A 16,746-nucleotide genomic window follows, 5' to 3' on the forward strand; every position below is an offset into this window, starting at 1 on the left:
AAGAAGAATTAATTCTTCCTCATTACTGTTTTTGTGAGCGCTTGATAACTCCGAAGAGTTTGTTCCGAAGAACTGGCTGCTTGCCCTCAAACGCCCACGCTTATCGGCTGTATTTTTTTAAGGAACCGAGTGCAAAACCGGAAAACCCGATCTTGAATCTCGTTGCTTGCTGCGATCAGCGAAGCCTTGCAGTGTATCACAACTTCCGAGGCACTGCGCAAGAACTTTTGAAGTTTTGCGAGGCAGTCGTTTGCTGCGATGAATCGAACTATAGCATAGGAAAAACCCTAGCCAACCCGCTTCTGACACAAAAGATTCATCTGCCAGCGTGGTCTTTGCCTGGGCTGCGTCCATAGACAGAGATAGAGACAGCGGCCTTACGGCCGCTGTCTCTATGGAGGCCAACGATAATGCAGGCACGATGGCACTGATTACTTTGTTAGACGCTCAATTGGCGTTCGGGCACGTGGCCCTGCTGGACCACGCAAATTTTTCCCTGGAGACCGGCGAGCGCGTCGGCCTGATCGGCCGCAACGGCGCCGGCAAGTCTTCACTGCTCAAGATTTTGGGCGGCCTAGCAAAGGCCGATGACGGCCAGCTTCAGGTGCAGAACGGAGTCCGCATTACCTATGTGGCGCAGGAACCCGACCTGAACCCTGCGCACACCATCTTCGAGTCGGCATCCGACGGCATTGCGGCCGTGATTGCGATTCGCGAGCGCTACCTGGCCGGCGGCGAGGGTGAGGATCTGGACGAGTTGCAGACGCAGATCGAGGCCTATGACGCCTGGAACTGGGAGCAGCGCGTAGAAGAAACATTGCAGCGCCTGCATCTGGACCCGAACGCTGTGGTGGGAAGTCTGTCCGGCGGCACCCGCAAGCGCGTGGCGCTGGCCCAGGCTCTGGTGGCCCGCCCCGATGTCCTGTTGCTCGACGAGCCGACCAACCACCTGGACCTGGACTCCATCGAGTGGCTGGAAGAGCTGCTGATTGCCTTCAAGGGCAGCGTGATCACGATCACCCACGACCGCAGCTTTCTGGACCGCATCGCCACCCGCATCGTGGAACTGGATCGGGGCGTTTTGCGCACCTACCCGGGCAATTTCTCCCAGTACGTGCTGCAAAAGGAAGAGCAGCTCAACCAGGAGGCCGTGATCAACGCCAAGGCGGACAAGCTGCTGGCCCAGGAAGAGGTCTGGATCCGCAAGGGCGTGGAAGCCCGTCGCACCCGCAGCCAGAGCCGCATCAGCCGCCTGCAGGAATTGCGTGCCAGCCGCGCCCAGCGCCGTGATGTGCTGGGCAGCGTAAATATGGATATCGCATCCGGCAAGGGCGACGGCTATCAGGGCAAGATCGTGGCCGAGCTGACCGATGTCAGCAAGTCCTTTGGCGAAAAGAGGATCGTCGAGAAGTTCAGCGGCACCATTTTGCGTGGCGACAAGGTCGGCTTGCTGGGCCCCAACGGCGCAGGCAAGACAACGCTGCTGAAGATGATCCTGGGCGAGCTAGCTCCGGACAGCGGCCAGGTTCGCCTGGGCGGCAATCTGCAGGTGGCCTACTTTGACCAGATGCGCCATCAGGTGAATCTGGATGCCACGCTGGAAGACTTCATCAGCCCCGGCAGCGAGTGGATCGAGATCGGCAGCCAGAAAAAGCACGTCAAGAGCTATCTGGCGGACTTTCTGTTCTCTCCGGCGCGTGCGCATTCCCCGGTCCGATCGCTGTCAGGCGGCGAGCGCAACCGCCTGCTGCTGGCCCGTTTGTTTGCGCGACCGGCCAATGTCCTGGTGCTGGACGAGCCGACCAACGATCTGGACATCGAGACGCTGGACATGCTGGAAGACCTGCTGCAAAGCTATGACGGCACGGTCTTTCTCGTCAGCCACGACCGCACTTTCCTCGACAACGTAGTCACCAGCACGATTGCCTGGGAAGGCCCCGGCCACTGGCGTGAATACGAAGGTGGCGTGACGGACTGGATGGAGCAATCGCGCCGCAGCAAGGCCATGGCCGAAGCCGCGCAAGCCAAGTCCGCCCCCAGGGAGGAGCCCAAGCCCGTCGCAAGCCGCACCGACGCTGCGGCCAGCCCCAAGAAGAAGCTCAGCTACAAGGATCAGCGTGAACTGGAAGCCCTGCCGGCTACGATTGCCGCACTGGAGACCGAGCAAAAGCAGATTCAGCAAGCGCTGGCCGACGGCAGCCTGTTTGCCAGCGACAACGCCAAGGCCGTCGCCATGCACCAGCGCGATGCGGAGATCGACGAGGCGCTGATGGAGGCGCTGGAGCGCTGGACCTTGTTGTCTGAGTAATTAGGCCATCAAATAAGAGAGCGCCTTGCGCTTGTCATGTAATGACTTCAGGCTTATAAAGCCTTGAAATCAAGATCTGAAAGGCGTAAGGCGCTCTCTTTTTATTCAATCTCAGATACGGTGATGCACCTGATCCGAGCCGCCGCGCAGCTTGGTCAGCAGGGCGTGAGCGATCTGCGGCAGAGGCAGCACCTCGTCGGCCGCACCATGGGCAATGGCTTCGCGGGGCATGCCGAAGACAATGCAAGTGCTCTCGTCCTGCACCAGGTTGTAGCTGCCGGCATCGCGCATCTCGCGCATGGCGGTGGCGCCATCGGCCCCCATGCCGGTGAGCATGATGCCGTAGGCATTGCGCCCGGCGCTGGCGGCCACGGACTTGAACAGCACTTCCACCGAAGGCTTGTGGCGGTTGACGGGCGGCGCATCATCGACCACGGCCACATAGTTGGCACCGCTGCGCGTGATGGAGAAATGCTTGCCGCCAGGTGCGATATAGGCGTGACCGGGCAGCAAACGCTCGCCATGCGTGGCCTCCTTGACCGTCATCTGGCACAGGCTGTTGAGCCGTGCCGCAAAACTGGTGGTGAAGCCCGGCGGCATGTGCTGGGTGATGACGATGGCCGGACAGTCGGCCGGCAGATGCGTGAGCACCTCACGAATCGCTTCCGTCCCCCCCGTGGAGGCTCCGATGGCGATGATTTTTTCGGTCGAGATGCGCCCCAGCAGGCTGGGCGCCGCAGGCGTGCGGGGCGCAGCAGGCTTGGCGCCCGCACTCGCTGCCGCAGCCACGCCGTGCGGCACCACCGGCAGGCGGTGCACCTGGGCCACGGCGGCCACGCGGATCTTGTCCACGATCTGGCTGGCCAGCTCCTGCAGGCCGTTGGCCACGCCGACGCGGGGCTTGGCCACAAAGTCGATGGCACCCAGCTCCAGGGCGCGCATGGTGACTTCGGCACCGCGCTCGGTCAGGGTGGAGATCATCACCACCGGCATGGGACGCAGGCGCATGAGTCGCCCGAGGAAATCGATGCCGTCCATGCGGGGCATTTCCACATCCAGCGTGATGACGTCGGGGTTCAGATCGCGGATCATTTCGCGTGCGATCAACGGGTCATTGGCCGAGCCGATGCACTCCATGTCATGCTGGCGATTGATGATCTCGGCCAGAAGACTGCGCACCAGCGCAGAGTCGTCCACCACGATCACCCGGATTTTTGGCTTTAACAACGCTCAACCTTCCTCAAAACAGATCCACCGAGCCGCCCGCCGTATTGCGCGCCACCGCAGCCGCGTTGCCGCGAGTGATTTCCTGCTGCACCAATGCCTCGGGATGGGCGTGTGCCAGGCGCTTGACCATGGCCTTGCCCGTGGATGGAAAAAACACCACCTTGCGCGGATAGATATCCAGCACGTCCTCGGAGACGATGGGAATGCGCTCGGTTTGCAGATACTCTGTCACAAAACTGGTGTTGCGCTCGCCCACATTCATGGTCGTGAAATTGGCCATGACCTGGGCGCCACCAAAAATCTTGGCCTGCATGGATTCGCGCCGTGCGCCCAGCTTGAGCATCTCGTTGATCAGCAGCTCCATGGCGTACGAACCATAGCGCCCCGAGACATCGCTGCTGTCGCCATCGGGCAGCATGAAGTGGTTCATGCCGCCAATGCGCATGAAGCGATCCCAGAGACAGGCCGCGATGCAGGAACCCAGCACGGTGACGATGGCCATCTCGTCTCGCGAGACAAAGTACTCGCCCGGCAACACCTTGGCCGAATTGAGCTGGAAGTGCGGGTCGTAGTAGAAGAACGAGGCCTCGCCCGGCTGGCGCGGCTGGCGCTTGAGCTGCTCCAGCGATGAGACCGGCGCCGACATGGCCGGATCAGGATAGCCCTGGGGCACGAAGCTGTTGCCGCGCAGGGGTCTGGCAGCGCCAGCACCTGGCAGATCCAGCGGAGAGCTCAGATTCCTCATGACTTGCAGCCCTGCCCTTCAGCTTCATTGGCGCTCATAGACGGTCTTGCCCTTGAGCGCGAACAGATCGCGCGAATCGCTGAAGTTCTCGGCATGACCGACAAACAGCAGCCCGCCCGGACGCATCACCTGATGAATGCGCTCCAGCACGCGACGCTGGGTCGGTGCGTCAAAGTAAATCATCACGTTGCGGCAGAAGACGATGTCGAAGCTCTCCCGGAACGGCCAATCTCCGGCGATCAGGTTGACGTTGAGAAAGTCCACCATGCGGCGCAGCTCCGGCTTGACGCGCACCATGCCGGAGTTGGCCGAGCGCCCGCGCAGGAAAAAGCGGTGCAGCCGCTCGGTGCTCACGCCTTTGAGGTTCTCTGCCCGGTAGATGCCGCGCGAGGCGGTATCCAGTACGCGCGAGTCGATATCGCTGGCCATGAGCTGAAAGCTGGCCGAGGCACCGAGACTCTCCACCGCCGTCATCAGGATGGAATAAGGCTCCTCCCCCGTGGAGGCCGCGCTGCACCATACCTTCCAGCCATTGCCGCCGGGTTTATGGCTGCGCAGATGCTGGGCCAGGATGTCGAAGTGATGCTGCTCGCGGAAGAACGAGGTCAGATTCGTGGTGAGAGCATTGACGAATTCCTGCCATTCAGGCCCGTCGTTGATGCTCTCCAGCCAGTCCAGATAGCTGACAAAGCTCTCGTGCCCGGTCTCGCGCAGGCGGCGCGACAGACGGCTGTAGACCATGGCATGCTTGCCGTCATGCAGGCTGATGCCGGCACGCTTGTAGATCAGGGCCTGCACACGGGCAAAGTCGCGGTTGGACCAGACGAACTCGCGCCCCTGCGCCAGCGGGCCGGACATGCCGCCCGGCAGCGCCTCATCGTCCTGCTCAAGCCTGGCAGGAGAGGCGGCGAATGAAGCGCTACGTCCCAGGTTCAGCACACGGACCTCTGGCGCACTCAGGCTTCGGAGGCCACCAGGCCCATGTCGACATTGCCCATGAGCTTCTCGATGTCCAGCAGGATCAACATGCGCTCCCCCACAGAACCCAGGCCCAGAATGCAGCCGCTGTCGATGGCGCTTTCGATATCGGGTGCGGGACGCACGGCATCGGCGGGCAGCTCCATCACATCGCTGACCGAGTCCACCACAATGCCGACCACGCGATTGCGCAGGTTCAGGATGATGACCACGGTAAAGGCGTTGTACTCCACCTCGGAGCAGTTGAAGCGCAGGCGCATGTCCACGATGGGCACGATGGTGCCGCGCAGATTGACCACTCCCTTGATGAACTCGGGTGCGTTGGCAATGCGCGTGGGCTGCTCGTAGCCACGGATTTCCTGCACCTTGAGGATGTCGATGCCGTATTCCTCTTCGCCCAGGCGGAAGGTCAGATATTCGCGGGCACCGGTGGCCACGCCTTCGGCAGTCTTGTTGGTGATGTTCATGTCAGCTCTCTCTGCGTTGTTCGGCTCGGCGACGGCTCAGGCCAGCGGCCTCAATGGCGGGTACGGCGCACCAGAGCGCCCGTATCCAGAATCAGCGCAACGGATCCGTCGCCCAGAATGGTGGCGCCCGAGACATTGGGCACCTTGCGGTAATTGCTTTCCAGGTTCTTGACCACCACCTGGTGCTGGCCCAGCAGCTCGTCGACCAGCAGCGCCACGCGGCTGCCTTCGGCCTCGACCACCACCATGATGTTGCTGGTCTGGCTTTCATCGGCGCGCGGCACCTGGAAGGTTCGCTCCAGCGCGATCACCGGCATGTATTCGTCGCGCACCTTGACCAGCTGCGTGCCATTGGCCACGGTGTTGACATCGTCGGCCTTGACCTGGAAGGACTCGACCACCGAGGACAGCGGCAGGATATAGACCTCTTCGCCCACCCCGACGGACATGCCGTCCATGATGGCCAGCGTCAGCGGCAGGCGCACGGCCACCTTCATGCCCACGCCGGCAACGGACTCGATCTCCACCGTGCCGCCCAGCGAGGTGATGTTTCGCTTGACCACATCCATGCCCACGCCGCGACCCGAGACATCGGTAACCACATCGGCCGTGGAGAAGCCGGGCGCGAAGATCAGCTGCCAGACATCGCTGTCGGGCATGCTGTCGGAGACATCCATGCCGCGCTCGCGCGCCTTGTTCAGAATCCTCTCGCGATTCATGCCCTTGCCGTCGTCGCGCACCTCGATGACGATGGAGCCGCCCTGATGGGATGCCGCCAGCGTCAGCGTGCCATGCTCGGACTTGCCCGCAGCGATGCGGTCCTCGGGCATCTCGATGCCGTGGTCCACGCTGTTGCGCACCAGATGGGTCAGCGGATCGGTGATCTTTTCGACCAGGCCCTTGTCCAGCTCGGTGGCTTCGCCGAGCGTAACCAGATCGATCTTCTTGCCCAGCTTGCCCGCCAGGTCGCGCAGCATGCGCGGGAAGCGGCTGAAAACCGTGGACATGGGAATCATGCGGATCGACATCACGGACTCTTGCAGGTCGCGCGTGTTGCGATCCAGATCGGCCAGGCCGGCCAGCAACTGCTGATAGGTCGTCGGGTCCAGCCCCTGGCTGTTCTGCGCCAGCATGGCCTGGGTGATGACCAGCTCGCCCACCAGATTGATGAGCTGGTCCACCTTCTTCACATCCACGCGGATGCTGGTGGACTCCATATGCGCAGCGGCAGCCTTGGGTGCGGCCTTCTGCACCGTGCCCCCAGCGCCGCCAATCACGGCATGCTCCTGATTTTGCTGAGCCTCGGGGCTGCCCGGAGCTCCCGCAAAAAAACCGTAGGCTTCTTCGGCCGGCAGATTGTGGGGCGGCATGGCGGCTTCTTCATCCACCACGGCCTCCAGCTGCTCGACCTCGGGCTCGGTTGCGTTCTGCGGTTGGGCGGCATCGCTGATCTGCACCTGCTCCTTGGAGACATGGAAGACAAACAGATCGCGCAGCTCGTCATCGGTGGACACCGTTCTGACCTTGAACAGGCGGTGATCGGCCTTGGTGCCGACCTGATCCTGAATCGTGCCCAGACCCGGAATATCCCGGAACAGCTCCTTGATGGCGTCGCCCAGCTCCAGCCTGGACAGCGGGCCGATCTCGATCGTCAGCTCGCGCGCACCCTCGGGAGGCTCGGTACCGATCACAGGGCCTGGCTCTGCCACCTGGGCTGCCGCAGGGGCCGGAGCTTGAGCGGGCGTATCCGCCACCACCGCGGCAACAACGGCAACTGGCTGCACAGGCTCGGCAGCCGCGGCACTGCGGTTGACCTGGGGGATTTCGGTCAGGCCCTGGGCCAGAGCCTCGATGCGCACCACCAGTTCCGCAGTGGAAACCGGTTCGCCCTCATCACCAGACTGGTGACGTGCCAGCAGGCTGCGGCTGGCGTCCGCCGACTCCAGCAGCACATCGACCATCTCGGGGATGGGCGTGATTTCATGGCGACGCAGGCGGTCCAGCAGGGATTCCATGCGGTGCGTGAGCTCGGTCACATCCGAGAAGCCGAAGGTCGCCGCACCGCCCTTGATGGAGTGAGCGCAGCGGAAAATACCGTTGAGCTCTTCATCGTTGGCGGCCGAAAGGTCCAGGCTGAGCAGCATCTGCTCCATCTGGTCGAGGTTCTCGCTGGCTTCCTCGAAAAAGATTTGATAGAACTGGCTAAGGTCGAAGTCTGCGCCCGAACCTGCGCCATCCTGGTGTGTATCCGCCATGGTGTTTCCTGCTGTGATTCGTTGTTATCGGCTTAACGCAGCACTTTTTGAATAACTTCGATCAATCGATTGGGATCGAAGGGCTTGACCAGCCAGCCCGTGGCACCTGCGGCCCGGCCCGCCTGCTTCATCAGATCGCTGGATTCCGTGGTCAGTATCAAGATGGGCGTGCCCTTGAACTTCGGGTTTTCACGGAGCTTGCGCGTGAGACCGATGCCGTCAAGGCGCGGCATGTTCTGGTCGGCCAGCACCAGATCGATGTTTTGCGCCTGTGCTTTTTCCAGCGCATCCACACCGTCGACGGCTTCCACCACCTTAAAACCAGCACTGCTCAACGTGAAAGACACCATCTTTCGCATCGAGGGGGAATCATCAACAGCCAGAATCGATCGCATGTACAGCTCCAACAGACGGGCAACGGAAAACAGGGTAGAAGTTCAAAACAGCTCCACAGAGCCTGCATCCATCTCGCTTTGCGTGACGGGATTGGGCTTTTCGGGCAGGTTTGGCAGACTGATGGCGGACTCCGCCTCATCCTCATCCCTGCCCATGGCGGCAGCCCCGAGCCTGAAAGCGCAGGCTTGCAAGGTATGTGCCATATGGGCAATCAGCTGAGATGACATATCGTGAAACTGGAGCTCGGTCACGGCCAGCCGCAACGACTCACGTGCTGTAGCCAGCGCAGCCGAATCGGGCAAGGCCGGCTGCGACAATTGCCCGTTGACTTGCTCGAAGCGCTCCAGCAGATTGTGCGTGGCATGGTCCAGCAGCCCTTCAAGACGCTGCAGATCACGCAGTGTGACCAGCAAGGCATCCTGCAGCTCCGCAGCCACCATCACCGGCACGGCAACTGCAGGCACACCCGAAGGGTTTTGCATTGTCTGCATTGTTACTCCAACTGCGTAAAACCATCATGACAGCCACGCCGCCATGCTCCACGAAATGAACCGCCCGGCAGCCCGCCCGTGACCGCACGGCCACACTTGACGACTACCCTCGATGTTCCAAAATGTATCCAATGATAGCGTCCTTGGCGATATGCAATTCCGGAATCAGACCTTGAAAATCCTTCATATTGAAGACTCTGTCGCAGATCAGGCTCTGGCACGCCTGAGCCTCAAGCGCGGGCAGCTGCCCTGCACGCTCACGACCGTGGACAGTCTGCAGGAGGTACAGGGCGCCCTTGAGGCACAGGATTTCGACCTGATTCTGGCGGACTATCATCTGCCCGGCTTCACGGCTCTCGACGTCTGGGACCTGGTGCGGACCCGTGCCGATGCCCCTCCTTTTGTGCTGTTGTCGGGCGCCATCGGCGAATCCGCCGCCGTGGACATCATGCGGCTGGGCATCAGCGACTATCTGCTCAAGGACCAAATCAACGGCCTGCCCCATGTCATCAAGCGCGCCATGGAGGTCCATGAGGCGAGGCGAGCCCGCCGCCGCGCCGCACTGCAGCTGGCCGAGTCTGAAAAGCGCCTGGCCGAGCTGACCGAACATCTGCACACCAGCATCGAGCAGGAGCGCGCCAATATCTCGCGCGAGATTCACGACGACATAGGCGGCTCGCTCACTGCCGTCAAGTTTGATCTGGCCTGGCTGATCCGCAACAGCCCCGAGGGCAAGCAGCGCGAGCATGCCAGATCGGCACTGGAGATGCTGGAACACGCCCTGGGCGCCAGCCAGCGCATCATGCAGAACCTGCGCCCGCCCGTGCTCGACCAGGGACTGGTGGCCGCCGTGCAATGGCTGGCCCAGGACTTTGAGCGCCGCACCGGCATACCAGCCCGGTTGCACACCAGCCGTGAGCATATGGAAATAGCACCCACGCAGCAGGTGGTGGTCTACCGAACGGCACAGGAATCCTTGACCAATATCAGCAAATACGCACAAGCCAGCCAGGTGACGCTGGATTTGTCCGACCACGAGGGTTTTTTGACACTGGAAGTAACAGATAACGGGGTAGGTCTGAGCCAGAATGATCGCAAAAAGCCTCAGTCTTTCGGACTTCGAGGTCTAAGTGAGCGCGCGCGAACAATTCAAGGTTGGCTGGATGTGAGCAGCCACCCCGGCCGAGGAACCTCTATCATTCTCACCATTCCTCTGGCAGAGATCCAGGCATGAGCCACCCAACCACGCGCTTGTCCGGTCTGCCATCTGACTTCCTGGGAGAGCGACCTTGATTCACGTGGTGCTGTGCGACGACCATGCCATTTTGCGCCGTGGCATACGCGACACCCTGGCGGAGGCGACGGACATCAGCGTCACCGCAGAAGCCGGCAGCTATGCCGAACTGCGTGAGCAACTGCGCGATGCAGCTTGCGATGTGCTGCTGCTGGACATCAATATGCCGGGCCGCAGCGGCCTGGAAGTGCTGGCCAGCGTGCGCGAGACGCATCCGCAGATCCGCGTCATCATGGTCTCCATGTATCCCGAAGACCAGTACGCCTTGCGCAGCATCAAGGCTGGCGCAGCCGGCTATGCCAACAAGGCGGGGGATCCGGTGCTGCTGATCGACGCCGTGCGCACCGTCCACAGCGGACGCAAATACCTGACTGCCGAAGTGGCCCAGATGCTGGCCGACAGCCTGGCCCAGCCCGCCGCTCCCGTGCCGCATGAAACCTTGTCCGAGCGCGAGATGCAGACGCTGCTGAAGATTGCCAGCGGTCAGCGCCAGACCGATATTGCGCAGGAGTTGATGCTCAGCCCCAAGACGGTGAGCGTGTACCGGGCACGGGTGCTGGAGAAGCTGGGCATGGGCAGCAACGCGGAGCTGACCGCCTATGCCATCAAGAACGGACTGATAGATACACCCTGAGCCGCGCGGCGGGTCATCACTGGCTTGCGCGCCCGCATCGAGTCAGTTTTTTCGCTTGAGGCCAAAGCGGTCTTATCCCTTTGCCATAAAGCGCACCAGGCTATCAAACAGATAGTGCTTCGCACTAAACCCCGAAGACTGCCATCCCCTTTTGGAGCAAGGCCACCAGGGGCTGCTCCAGCAAAGGCAGAGTCGCCGTCAGGCCCAGCAGCCCCACAGTCAAGGTGACAGGAAAGCCCACGGCATAGATATTCATCTGCGGCGCGACACGGGAGATGATGCCCAGCACCAGGTTGACGAAGAGCAGCATGGCAATCATGGGCAGGGCAATCCAGAAAGCGCTGGCAAAGACGGCACTGCCCATCTCGTGGATCCGCATCTGGGAGATGGCCTGCAGAAAGTTGCCATCGACGGGGAAGGCCTCAAAGCTCTTGAGAACCGCCATCAACACCAGCAAATGACCATTGATGACGATGAACAGCAAGGTGGCGATCTGCACCATGAAGCGCGCCACGGCACTGAGCTGGGCATTGCTGGTCGGATCGAAGAAAGACGCGAAGTTCAGGCCCATCTGCAGACCTATCACTTCACCGGCGACTTCAATGGCCGCCATCACCAGGCGCACGGCAAAGCCCACGGACAGGCCGATCACCACCTGCTGCACCAGAGTGCCCAGTGCCTGGGCCGAGGCAATGCTGACCACCGTCTGCTCGCCCAGCACCGGCTGCGCGCAAAGCGCAACCAGAAAAGCCAGCCCCACCTTGAGCCGCATGGGAATGGCTTTCTGAGAAAACACGGGCGCCGTGGTGAACAGCGCCAGCACGCGCACAAACGGCCAGATCAGTGGCGAGAGCCAGGCGGCAATCTGCGCTTCGCTAAAGGAAATCATCCCACCGAACCTGGAATGCTCTCTATGGTGCGACGAATGAAATCCACCAGCGTGGACAGCATCCACGGCCCTGCCACGGCAAACACCAGCACGGCGGCGATGAGCTTGGGCACAAAAGCCAGCGTGGCCTCATGCACCTGGGTCACGGCCTGAAAGACGCTCACCAGCAGACCCACGCCCATGACCACGCCCAGCACAGGCATGGAGATCATGAGCAGCAGGGTCAGCGCCTCGCGGCCAAAGGTCAGAACAAACTGAGAGGTCATGACGTTCTCTTAAAAATTCACTGAATCCAATACGCTTGTAACCGCCGCGGCTCAATGTGCGAGACACCGAGGAAGGGCCGCCCCGCACCGAAGGTGTCGTCCCCTTGGGGGAAGGGGGGGTATTTCATGTCGCAAAGCTCGCCGCCAGAGAGCCGATGATCAGGTTCCAGCCATCGGCCAGCACAAACAGCATGAGCTTGAAAGGCAGGGCCACCAGCACGGGCGAAAGCATCATCATGCCCAGCGACATGAGGATGGAAGACACCACCATGTCGATGACCAGAAACGGAATGAAGATCATGAAGCCGATCTGAAAAGCCGTTTTCAGCTCGCTGGTCACAAAGGCCGGCACCAGCACACGCAGAGGTGCTGTTTCCGCCGTGACATTCGCATCCAGCTTGGCCAGGCGCTTGAACAGCGCAAAGTCAGACTGGCGCGTCTGCTTGAGCATGAAGCCGCGCATGGGAGCTTCGGCCTTTTCCATGGCCTGCTCGAAGCTGATGCTGTTTTGCGTATAGGGCAGATAGGCGTCCTGATAGACCTTGTCCAGCGTCGGCCCCATCACAAACATGGTGAGAAACAGCGACAGACCGATCACCACCTGATTGGGCGGTGCGGACTGCGTGCCCAGCGCCTGGCGCAGCAGGCTCAGCACAATGACGATGCGGGTAAAGCCCGTCATCAACAGCAAGATGGCGGGCAGGAACGACAGCGCCGTGAAAAACAGCAGTGTCTGGATGGGCACCGAATAACTGGTGCCGCCCGCGCCCTGGCCTACCAGCAGCGGCAGACTGGCGGGTGCGCCCTGGGCTGCGGCCATCAGGGGCATGGCCAGCAGGACAGCGGCAGCAGCACGAGAGACGAATTTAGACATTTCCAGAATTCCGGGCCGCTTCGTCGGCCTGCGCGCGCATCAGCGAGTCGGTAAACGATGAGACGGCAGGTGAATGGGCTGCACGGGCGGATTGCAAAGATGCGGACGGATCTTGCAGCACATGCAGGCATTGGATCTGCTGCGCCGTCACACCAAGCACCAGGCGCACGGCCTGCTCCCCTTCACCCAGTTGCACGGTCACCACCCGCTGCTGCGGGCCAATGGCCAGCGTGCCCAGCACCTGCGCCGGAGCTGAGGCGACACCACGGGCCATCCCCATGCCACGGGGCAGGAGGTTTTTTTGCTGCAGACGACGCACCAGCCAGGGCAATGCTGCCATGACCGCCACAAACAGGACGACCAGCAGCAGCGTGGGCCACATGGAAGGGGCCGCTGCCGCAGAGTTTGCCGCGTTATCAACCACGGCTGACCCGGCGCAGACGCTCGGACGGTGTCACCACGTCCGTCAGGCGGATACCGAACTTGTCATTGACCACCACCACCTCGCCCTGGGCGATCAGGTAGCCGTTGACCAGCACGTCCATGGGTTCGCCGGCCAGAGCATCGAGCTCCACCACCGAACCCTGGGCCAGTTGCAGAATGTATTTGATGGGCACTTTGGTGCGGCCCAGCTCCACGGACAGCTGAACCGGAATGTCCAGCACCATGTTGATATCGTGTACTGGCACATCGCCATAGCTGCGTGCGGCATCACCCGCCAGCGGCCCGCCCTGGTCGGACAGATCGGGGCCTTCGACGGCCTGGTCATGCTGACGCTGCTCTTCCAGCGCCTCGGCCCAGCCGGAGAACGGATCGTCACCCGCGGGCTTGTTGTTGTCGTCAATTGCCATGCTTCTCTCCCATCCAGCTGGTCTCGCCGCCGCGCAGGCTGCGTTCCACGCGGATTGCATATTTGTCGTTGTGCGTGCCGTACTGGCACTCGAAAACCGGCACCCCACCGATGGAGGCGCGAATCAGCGGCTCGCGGTCGAGCTCGATAAAGTCACCCGGGCGCATGGCCAGCAGCTGCTCCACCGTGGCATCGGCGCGGGCCAGCTCGGCCACCAGCGTGACCTCGGCGGCCTGAATCTCCCGCGTCAGCACCTTGACCCAGCGGCGGTCCACTTCGATGGCATCGCCCTGAGTCGACGAATACAGCACATCGCGAATCGGCTCCAACGTCGCATAAGGCATGCAGATGTGGATGGAACCAGAGATATCGCCGATCTCCAGCTGAAAAGCCGTGGAGACCACGATTTCGCTGGGCGTGGCGATATTGGCGAACTGCGGCTGCATTTCCGAGCGCTGATAGGCCAGCTCCAGCGGATAGATGCCGTGCCAGGCTTTTTTGTATTCCTCGCAGATCACATTGACCATGCGATTGATCACGCGCTGCTCGGTGGTCGAGAAGTCGCGCCCCTCGATGCGGGTCTGCAGGCGACCCGTGCCGCCGTACAGCGTGTCGATCACGCCGAACACCAGCGAGGGATCGCAGACGATCAGGCCATTGCCGCGCAGCGGGCGAATGGCCATGATGTTGAAATTGGTCGGAACAGCCAGCTCGCGCAGGAAGGCGCTGTAGCGCTGCACCGTCACCGTGCCGACGGAAACCTCGGGGCTGCGGCGGATGAAGTTGAATAGGCCGATGCGGAAGTTGCGGGCAAAGCGCTCGTTGACAATTTCCATGGTGGGCATGCGCCCACGCACGATGCGTTCCTGGCTGGAGATGTCGTAGCTGCGGACCTGGCCGAGATCGACCTCCACCACTTCGGAGCGCTGGCTTTCGCCGGTAACGCCTTCAAGAAGGGCATCAACCTCTTCCTGGGAGAGAAAAGAATCGCTCATGCACTCCCTCCCTGCTTACTGAATGATGAAGCTGGAGAACAGCACGCGACGCACAGGCCCCTTGCGATTGGCACGCGGGCTGTCTTCGTCGGCGTCCTCATCGTCGCGCGAGCGCTTCTTGGCGCTCGGGCCGAAGCCCAGCGGTGCCGAGACCTCGGTCAGAATGTCGGCGGCCAGCTTTTCCTTGCCCTCGCGCGCCAGCAGCTCGTCGGCCGTGCGCTGGGACACCAGCATCAGAATGCCGTTGCGGATGCTGGGCAGGTATTGCTTGACGGTGGAAGCCGTCTTCTCGTCGGCCAGCTCCAGCGTGATGCCCAGCTGCACAAAACGATCGCCGCCGGGGTCGGCCAGGTTGGCCACCATATTGTCCAGTGGCAGGAAAGTGGGCACTGTGGCTTTGGCACTGACCTCTTCTTCGCCATCGGCGCTGCTGTGCTGGCGCTGCATCATCAGCACATAAGCCGCGGCAGCCACGATGGCCAGCACGGCAACGATGGCCACGATGACGATCAGCTTCTTGCTTTTGGCAGGAGCAGGTGCGACAGGGGCGGCATTGGGATTGGCTGACACGGCGGGTATTCCTCAAGAGTGGGGGACTGCATCCATTCCGCAGCCATTGCCGCGACACGGAAGATCCACGCCTGAATTATTCGCCGCCCGCCCTGCAGACCATTGCCCGAATAAAAGCGCGAAACCCGGCTTCATTCCGGGTTTCGCACCATGTCCGGCTCACCGTTTCCGTGAGCCGGCACCGATCATTTACACGAAAAGGTCCACGCCGGACTGCACTGGCTGCGCGCCATTGCGTGCGCTGGCCGCACTCATGGGCAGCTCGGCAGCATTGACCGAGACCCGGGCCACCCTGGCCTGGCCGCGCTGGGCTTCCTCGCCCTGGCTGTCGTCCCCGGACCGGGCATCGGCACCGCCCGCATCCACGCTGACGCCGCTCAGATTCAGCCCCTGGGCCTGCAAAAGCTCGCGCAGCTGAGCCTGACCGTCGGCCAGCAGCTGGCGTGCCTGCTCATCGCCTGCGGCAAAGCGCACATGAGCCTCCTGGCCGTTCAGCTGCACCTGGACCTGGATAGCCTTGCCCTCATGCTGGATCGACAGCGCGGCATTCTGCGTTTTCTGATGCACCCAGAAGGCCACCTGCTCGGACACTTCCTGCTCACGCTCTGTAGGTGCGGCATCCTGCCCCGCCAGGCTTTGGCCGAAGTCGGAGCTGTTCTGACCGCCGCCCTGCATGCCTGCGCTCGCCGCCCCCATGGCTGCCCCGACGGCAGCCGCTACGGCCTGCAGGTCGGCCCCGCCCTGCACTGCCGCCGTCTTGCCCTGTGGCGCAGCTTCATCCTGCTGGGGCGAGCGAGCCGCACGCAGCAAATCCTTGAGACCTTCCAGGGCCTGCGGCTGCACGGCTGTCATGCCCTGCAGGCTGATGCCTTGCTGCGGCAATGCCTGCGCCTTGTGCACAGCAGACTCAAGGCGCGTAGCAGGCACCTCTTCCGCCGCCGAAGCCAGCGCGCTGTGTCCGCTGTCCTGCCCCTGCGCGGCTACGTCCTGCTGCGGCTGCAAGACAGCCGCATCAGAATTAATAGCTGCTTGCGGTTGCGTCGTATACGTTTGGGTTTGATTTGATTGAAAATCCTTGCCCATGAATGCGGCATGGGCCTCCCCGGACCCAAGCTGCAAAGCCTGGCGATGGGCCAGTTGCGCGGCATGGCCTCTGCCTGAAAGAAAGTCGGTGGCCACGCCCTGGCGCAGATCGGCATCACCCTGCCCGTCCAGCTGCGCGGTCTGTCCGACCAGACTCATCCACGGAGCATGACCTTGAGCGATCAGCAGCGCATCCTGCTCGCCTGGCGCCAGCTTCGCGTCCGATGTCTCGGCAGGCTGCTGCGCCGCCTGCGGCAGGCCTGCAGTCACGAATCCGTCCAGCGAAGCCAGCAGCGATGAAAAGCCCTGGCCGGGCTCGCCTGCCGCAGCCGCAGCACTTTTGGCCGAGCTCATGGACTGCGCCATGGCCTTGCCGGTGCGCGATTCGCCGCCGCGCGGCCCATCAATTCTGGTTTCCGCCATG

General features: G+C 62.1%; 19 protein-coding genes. 4 read left to right on the forward strand and 15 right to left on the reverse strand.

Annotated features, from left to right (window positions below; translation table 11 throughout):
- Positions 1-356 (forward strand): hypothetical protein (locus EIC84_RS26210; RefSeq protein ID WP_205699879.1); only part of this gene is annotated, 356 nt, incomplete at its 5' end.
- Positions 357-421: 65 nt separating this feature from the next.
- Positions 422-2,308, forward strand: coding sequence for an ATP-binding cassette domain-containing protein (locus tag EIC84_RS17345; RefSeq protein WP_034362085.1), 1,887 nt, complete (start codon positions 422-424; stop codon positions 2,306-2,308).
- 111 nt (positions 2,309-2,419) lie between these two features.
- Here the strand turns inward: EIC84_RS17345 and EIC84_RS17350 are convergent, their stop codons facing one another.
- From EIC84_RS17350 to EIC84_RS17380, 7 genes are read right to left on the reverse strand one after another with little or no spacing between them, the layout of a single operon-like run.
- The gene (locus EIC84_RS17350) at positions 2,420-3,535 is read right to left on the reverse strand and encodes a chemotaxis response regulator protein-glutamate methylesterase (RefSeq protein WP_202795911.1); all 1,116 of its coding nucleotides are present in this window, start codon (positions 3,533-3,535) and stop codon (positions 2,420-2,422) included.
- A 13-nt stretch (positions 3,536-3,548) separates the two neighbouring features.
- Positions 3,549-4,280, reverse strand: a complete 732-nt coding sequence (gene cheD, locus EIC84_RS17355) for a chemoreceptor glutamine deamidase CheD (RefSeq protein ID WP_003065438.1) — start codon at positions 4,278-4,280, stop codon at positions 3,549-3,551.
- Positions 4,281-4,304: 24 nt separating this feature from the next.
- The gene (locus EIC84_RS17360) at positions 4,305-5,219 is read right to left on the reverse strand and encodes a CheR family methyltransferase (protein ID WP_003065440.1); all 915 of its coding nucleotides are present in this window, start codon (positions 5,217-5,219) and stop codon (positions 4,305-4,307) included.
- Positions 5,220-5,236: 17 nt separating this feature from the next.
- Positions 5,237-5,725 carry a chemotaxis protein CheW gene (locus EIC84_RS17365; RefSeq protein WP_003065442.1) on the reverse strand — a complete coding sequence of 163 codons (489 nt, stop codon included), beginning with the start codon at positions 5,723-5,725 and terminating at the stop codon, positions 5,237-5,239.
- Positions 5,726-5,775: 50 nt separating this feature from the next.
- Positions 5,776-7,980 (reverse strand): chemotaxis protein CheW, encoded by a 2,205-nt coding sequence (locus EIC84_RS17370; protein ID WP_003065444.1) that lies wholly within the window; start codon positions 7,978-7,980, stop codon positions 5,776-5,778.
- A gap of 32 nt (positions 7,981-8,012) precedes the next feature.
- Complete coding sequence (locus EIC84_RS17375) at positions 8,013-8,375, reverse strand: response regulator (protein ID WP_003059121.1); 363 nt, start codon at positions 8,373-8,375, stop codon at positions 8,013-8,015.
- Between the two features lie 42 nt (positions 8,376-8,417).
- Positions 8,418-8,867 (reverse strand): hypothetical protein, encoded by a 450-nt coding sequence (locus EIC84_RS17380; protein ID WP_003065446.1) that lies wholly within the window; start codon positions 8,865-8,867, stop codon positions 8,418-8,420.
- A 112-nt stretch (positions 8,868-8,979) separates the two neighbouring features.
- On the opposite strand from EIC84_RS17380, the gene EIC84_RS17385 reads away from it, so the two are divergent.
- The gene (locus EIC84_RS17385; RefSeq protein WP_003065448.1) at positions 8,980-10,101 is read left to right on the forward strand and encodes an ATP-binding protein; all 1,122 of its coding nucleotides are present in this window, start codon (positions 8,980-8,982) and stop codon (positions 10,099-10,101) included.
- Positions 10,102-10,156: 55 nt separating this feature from the next.
- Positions 10,157-10,795 (forward strand): response regulator transcription factor, encoded by a 639-nt coding sequence (locus EIC84_RS17390; RefSeq protein ID WP_003065450.1) that lies wholly within the window; start codon positions 10,157-10,159, stop codon positions 10,793-10,795.
- A gap of 124 nt (positions 10,796-10,919) precedes the next feature.
- On the opposite strand, the gene fliR is transcribed toward EIC84_RS17390, so the two are convergent.
- The 8 genes from fliR to EIC84_RS17430 all read right to left on the reverse strand — a co-directional run bounded on the left by fliR (position 10,920) and on the right by EIC84_RS17430 (position 16,745).
- Entirely contained in the window at positions 10,920-11,684 is a 765-nt protein-coding gene (gene fliR, locus EIC84_RS17395) for a flagellar biosynthetic protein FliR (protein WP_003065453.1), read from the reverse strand.
- A complete protein-coding gene (gene fliQ, locus EIC84_RS17400; protein ID WP_003059126.1) occupies positions 11,681-11,950 on the reverse strand; it encodes a flagellar biosynthesis protein FliQ in 270 nt (89 codons plus the stop codon). The genes fliR and fliQ overlap by 4 nt, the downstream gene beginning before the upstream one ends.
- A gap of 124 nt (positions 11,951-12,074) precedes the next feature.
- Positions 12,075-12,824 carry a flagellar type III secretion system pore protein FliP gene (fliP, locus tag EIC84_RS17405; RefSeq protein WP_003065455.1) on the reverse strand — a complete coding sequence of 250 codons (750 nt, stop codon included), beginning with the start codon at positions 12,822-12,824 and terminating at the stop codon, positions 12,075-12,077.
- On the reverse strand, positions 12,817-13,206 hold the full coding sequence (locus EIC84_RS17410) for a flagellar biosynthetic protein FliO (RefSeq protein ID WP_003065457.1): 390 nt from the start codon (positions 13,204-13,206) through the stop codon (positions 12,817-12,819). Before EIC84_RS17410 ends, fliP begins: the two co-directional genes overlap by 8 nt.
- Positions 13,207-13,240: 34 nt before the next feature.
- Positions 13,241-13,675, reverse strand: coding sequence for a flagellar motor switch protein FliN (gene fliN, locus EIC84_RS17415; RefSeq protein WP_003059131.1), 435 nt, complete (start codon positions 13,673-13,675; stop codon positions 13,241-13,243).
- Entirely contained in the window at positions 13,665-14,669 is a 1,005-nt protein-coding gene (gene fliM, locus EIC84_RS17420) for a flagellar motor switch protein FliM (protein WP_003065459.1), read from the reverse strand. Before fliM ends, fliN begins: the two co-directional genes overlap by 11 nt.
- Positions 14,670-14,684: 15 nt before the next feature.
- A complete protein-coding gene (fliL, locus tag EIC84_RS17425; RefSeq protein WP_003065461.1) occupies positions 14,685-15,239 on the reverse strand; it encodes a flagellar basal body-associated protein FliL in 555 nt (184 codons plus the stop codon).
- A gap of 189 nt (positions 15,240-15,428) precedes the next feature.
- The gene (locus EIC84_RS17430) at positions 15,429-16,745 is read right to left on the reverse strand and encodes a flagellar hook-length control protein FliK (protein ID WP_003065463.1); all 1,317 of its coding nucleotides are present in this window, start codon (positions 16,743-16,745) and stop codon (positions 15,429-15,431) included.
- Position 16,746 lies beyond the last annotated feature (1 nt).

This window comes from Comamonas sp. A23 (assembly GCF_004522605.1).
In the GTDB taxonomy this organism is placed as follows: Bacteria; Pseudomonadota; Gammaproteobacteria; order Burkholderiales; family Burkholderiaceae_C; genus Comamonas; species Comamonas thiooxydans.

Bases quoted from the DNA above. Each gene is read 5' to 3' on its own strand.
- EIC84_RS17410 (WP_003065457.1), bottom strand. From the start codon at position 13,206: ATGTGGCCCACGCTGCTGCTGGTCGTCCTGTTTGTGGCGGTCATGGCA.
- cheD (WP_003065438.1), bottom strand. From the start codon at position 4,280: ATGAGGAATCTGAGCTCTCCGCTGGATCTGCCAGGTGCTGGCGCTGCC.
- fliN (WP_003059131.1), bottom strand. From the start codon at position 13,675: ATGGCAATTGACGACAACAACAAGCCCGCGGGTGACGATCCGTTCTCC.
- fliP (WP_003065455.1), bottom strand. From the start codon at position 12,824: ATGTCTAAATTCGTCTCTCGTGCTGCTGCCGCTGTCCTGCTGGCCATG.
- fliQ (WP_003059126.1), bottom strand. From the start codon at position 11,950: ATGACCTCTCAGTTTGTTCTGACCTTTGGCCGCGAGGCGCTGACCCTG.
- fliM (WP_003065459.1), bottom strand. From the start codon at position 14,669: ATGAGCGATTCTTTTCTCTCCCAGGAAGAGGTTGATGCCCTTCTTGAA.
- EIC84_RS17430 (WP_003065463.1), bottom strand. From the start codon at position 16,745: ATGGCGGAAACCAGAATTGATGGGCCGCGCGGCGGCGAATCGCGCACC.
- fliR (WP_003065453.1), bottom strand. From the start codon at position 11,684: ATGATTTCCTTTAGCGAAGCGCAGATTGCCGCCTGGCTCTCGCCACTG.
- EIC84_RS17370 (WP_003065444.1), bottom strand. From the start codon at position 7,980: ATGGCGGATACACACCAGGATGGCGCAGGTTCGGGCGCAGACTTCGAC.
- EIC84_RS17345 (WP_034362085.1), top strand. From the start codon at position 422: ATGGCACTGATTACTTTGTTAGACGCTCAATTGGCGTTCGGGCACGTG.
- EIC84_RS17380 (WP_003065446.1), bottom strand. From the start codon at position 8,867: ATGCAGACAATGCAAAACCCTTCGGGTGTGCCTGCAGTTGCCGTGCCG.
- EIC84_RS17385 (WP_003065448.1), top strand. From the start codon at position 8,980: ATGTTCCAAAATGTATCCAATGATAGCGTCCTTGGCGATATGCAATTC.
- EIC84_RS17365 (WP_003065442.1), bottom strand. From the start codon at position 5,725: ATGAACATCACCAACAAGACTGCCGAAGGCGTGGCCACCGGTGCCCGC.
- EIC84_RS17375 (WP_003059121.1), bottom strand. From the start codon at position 8,375: ATGCGATCGATTCTGGCTGTTGATGATTCCCCCTCGATGCGAAAGATG.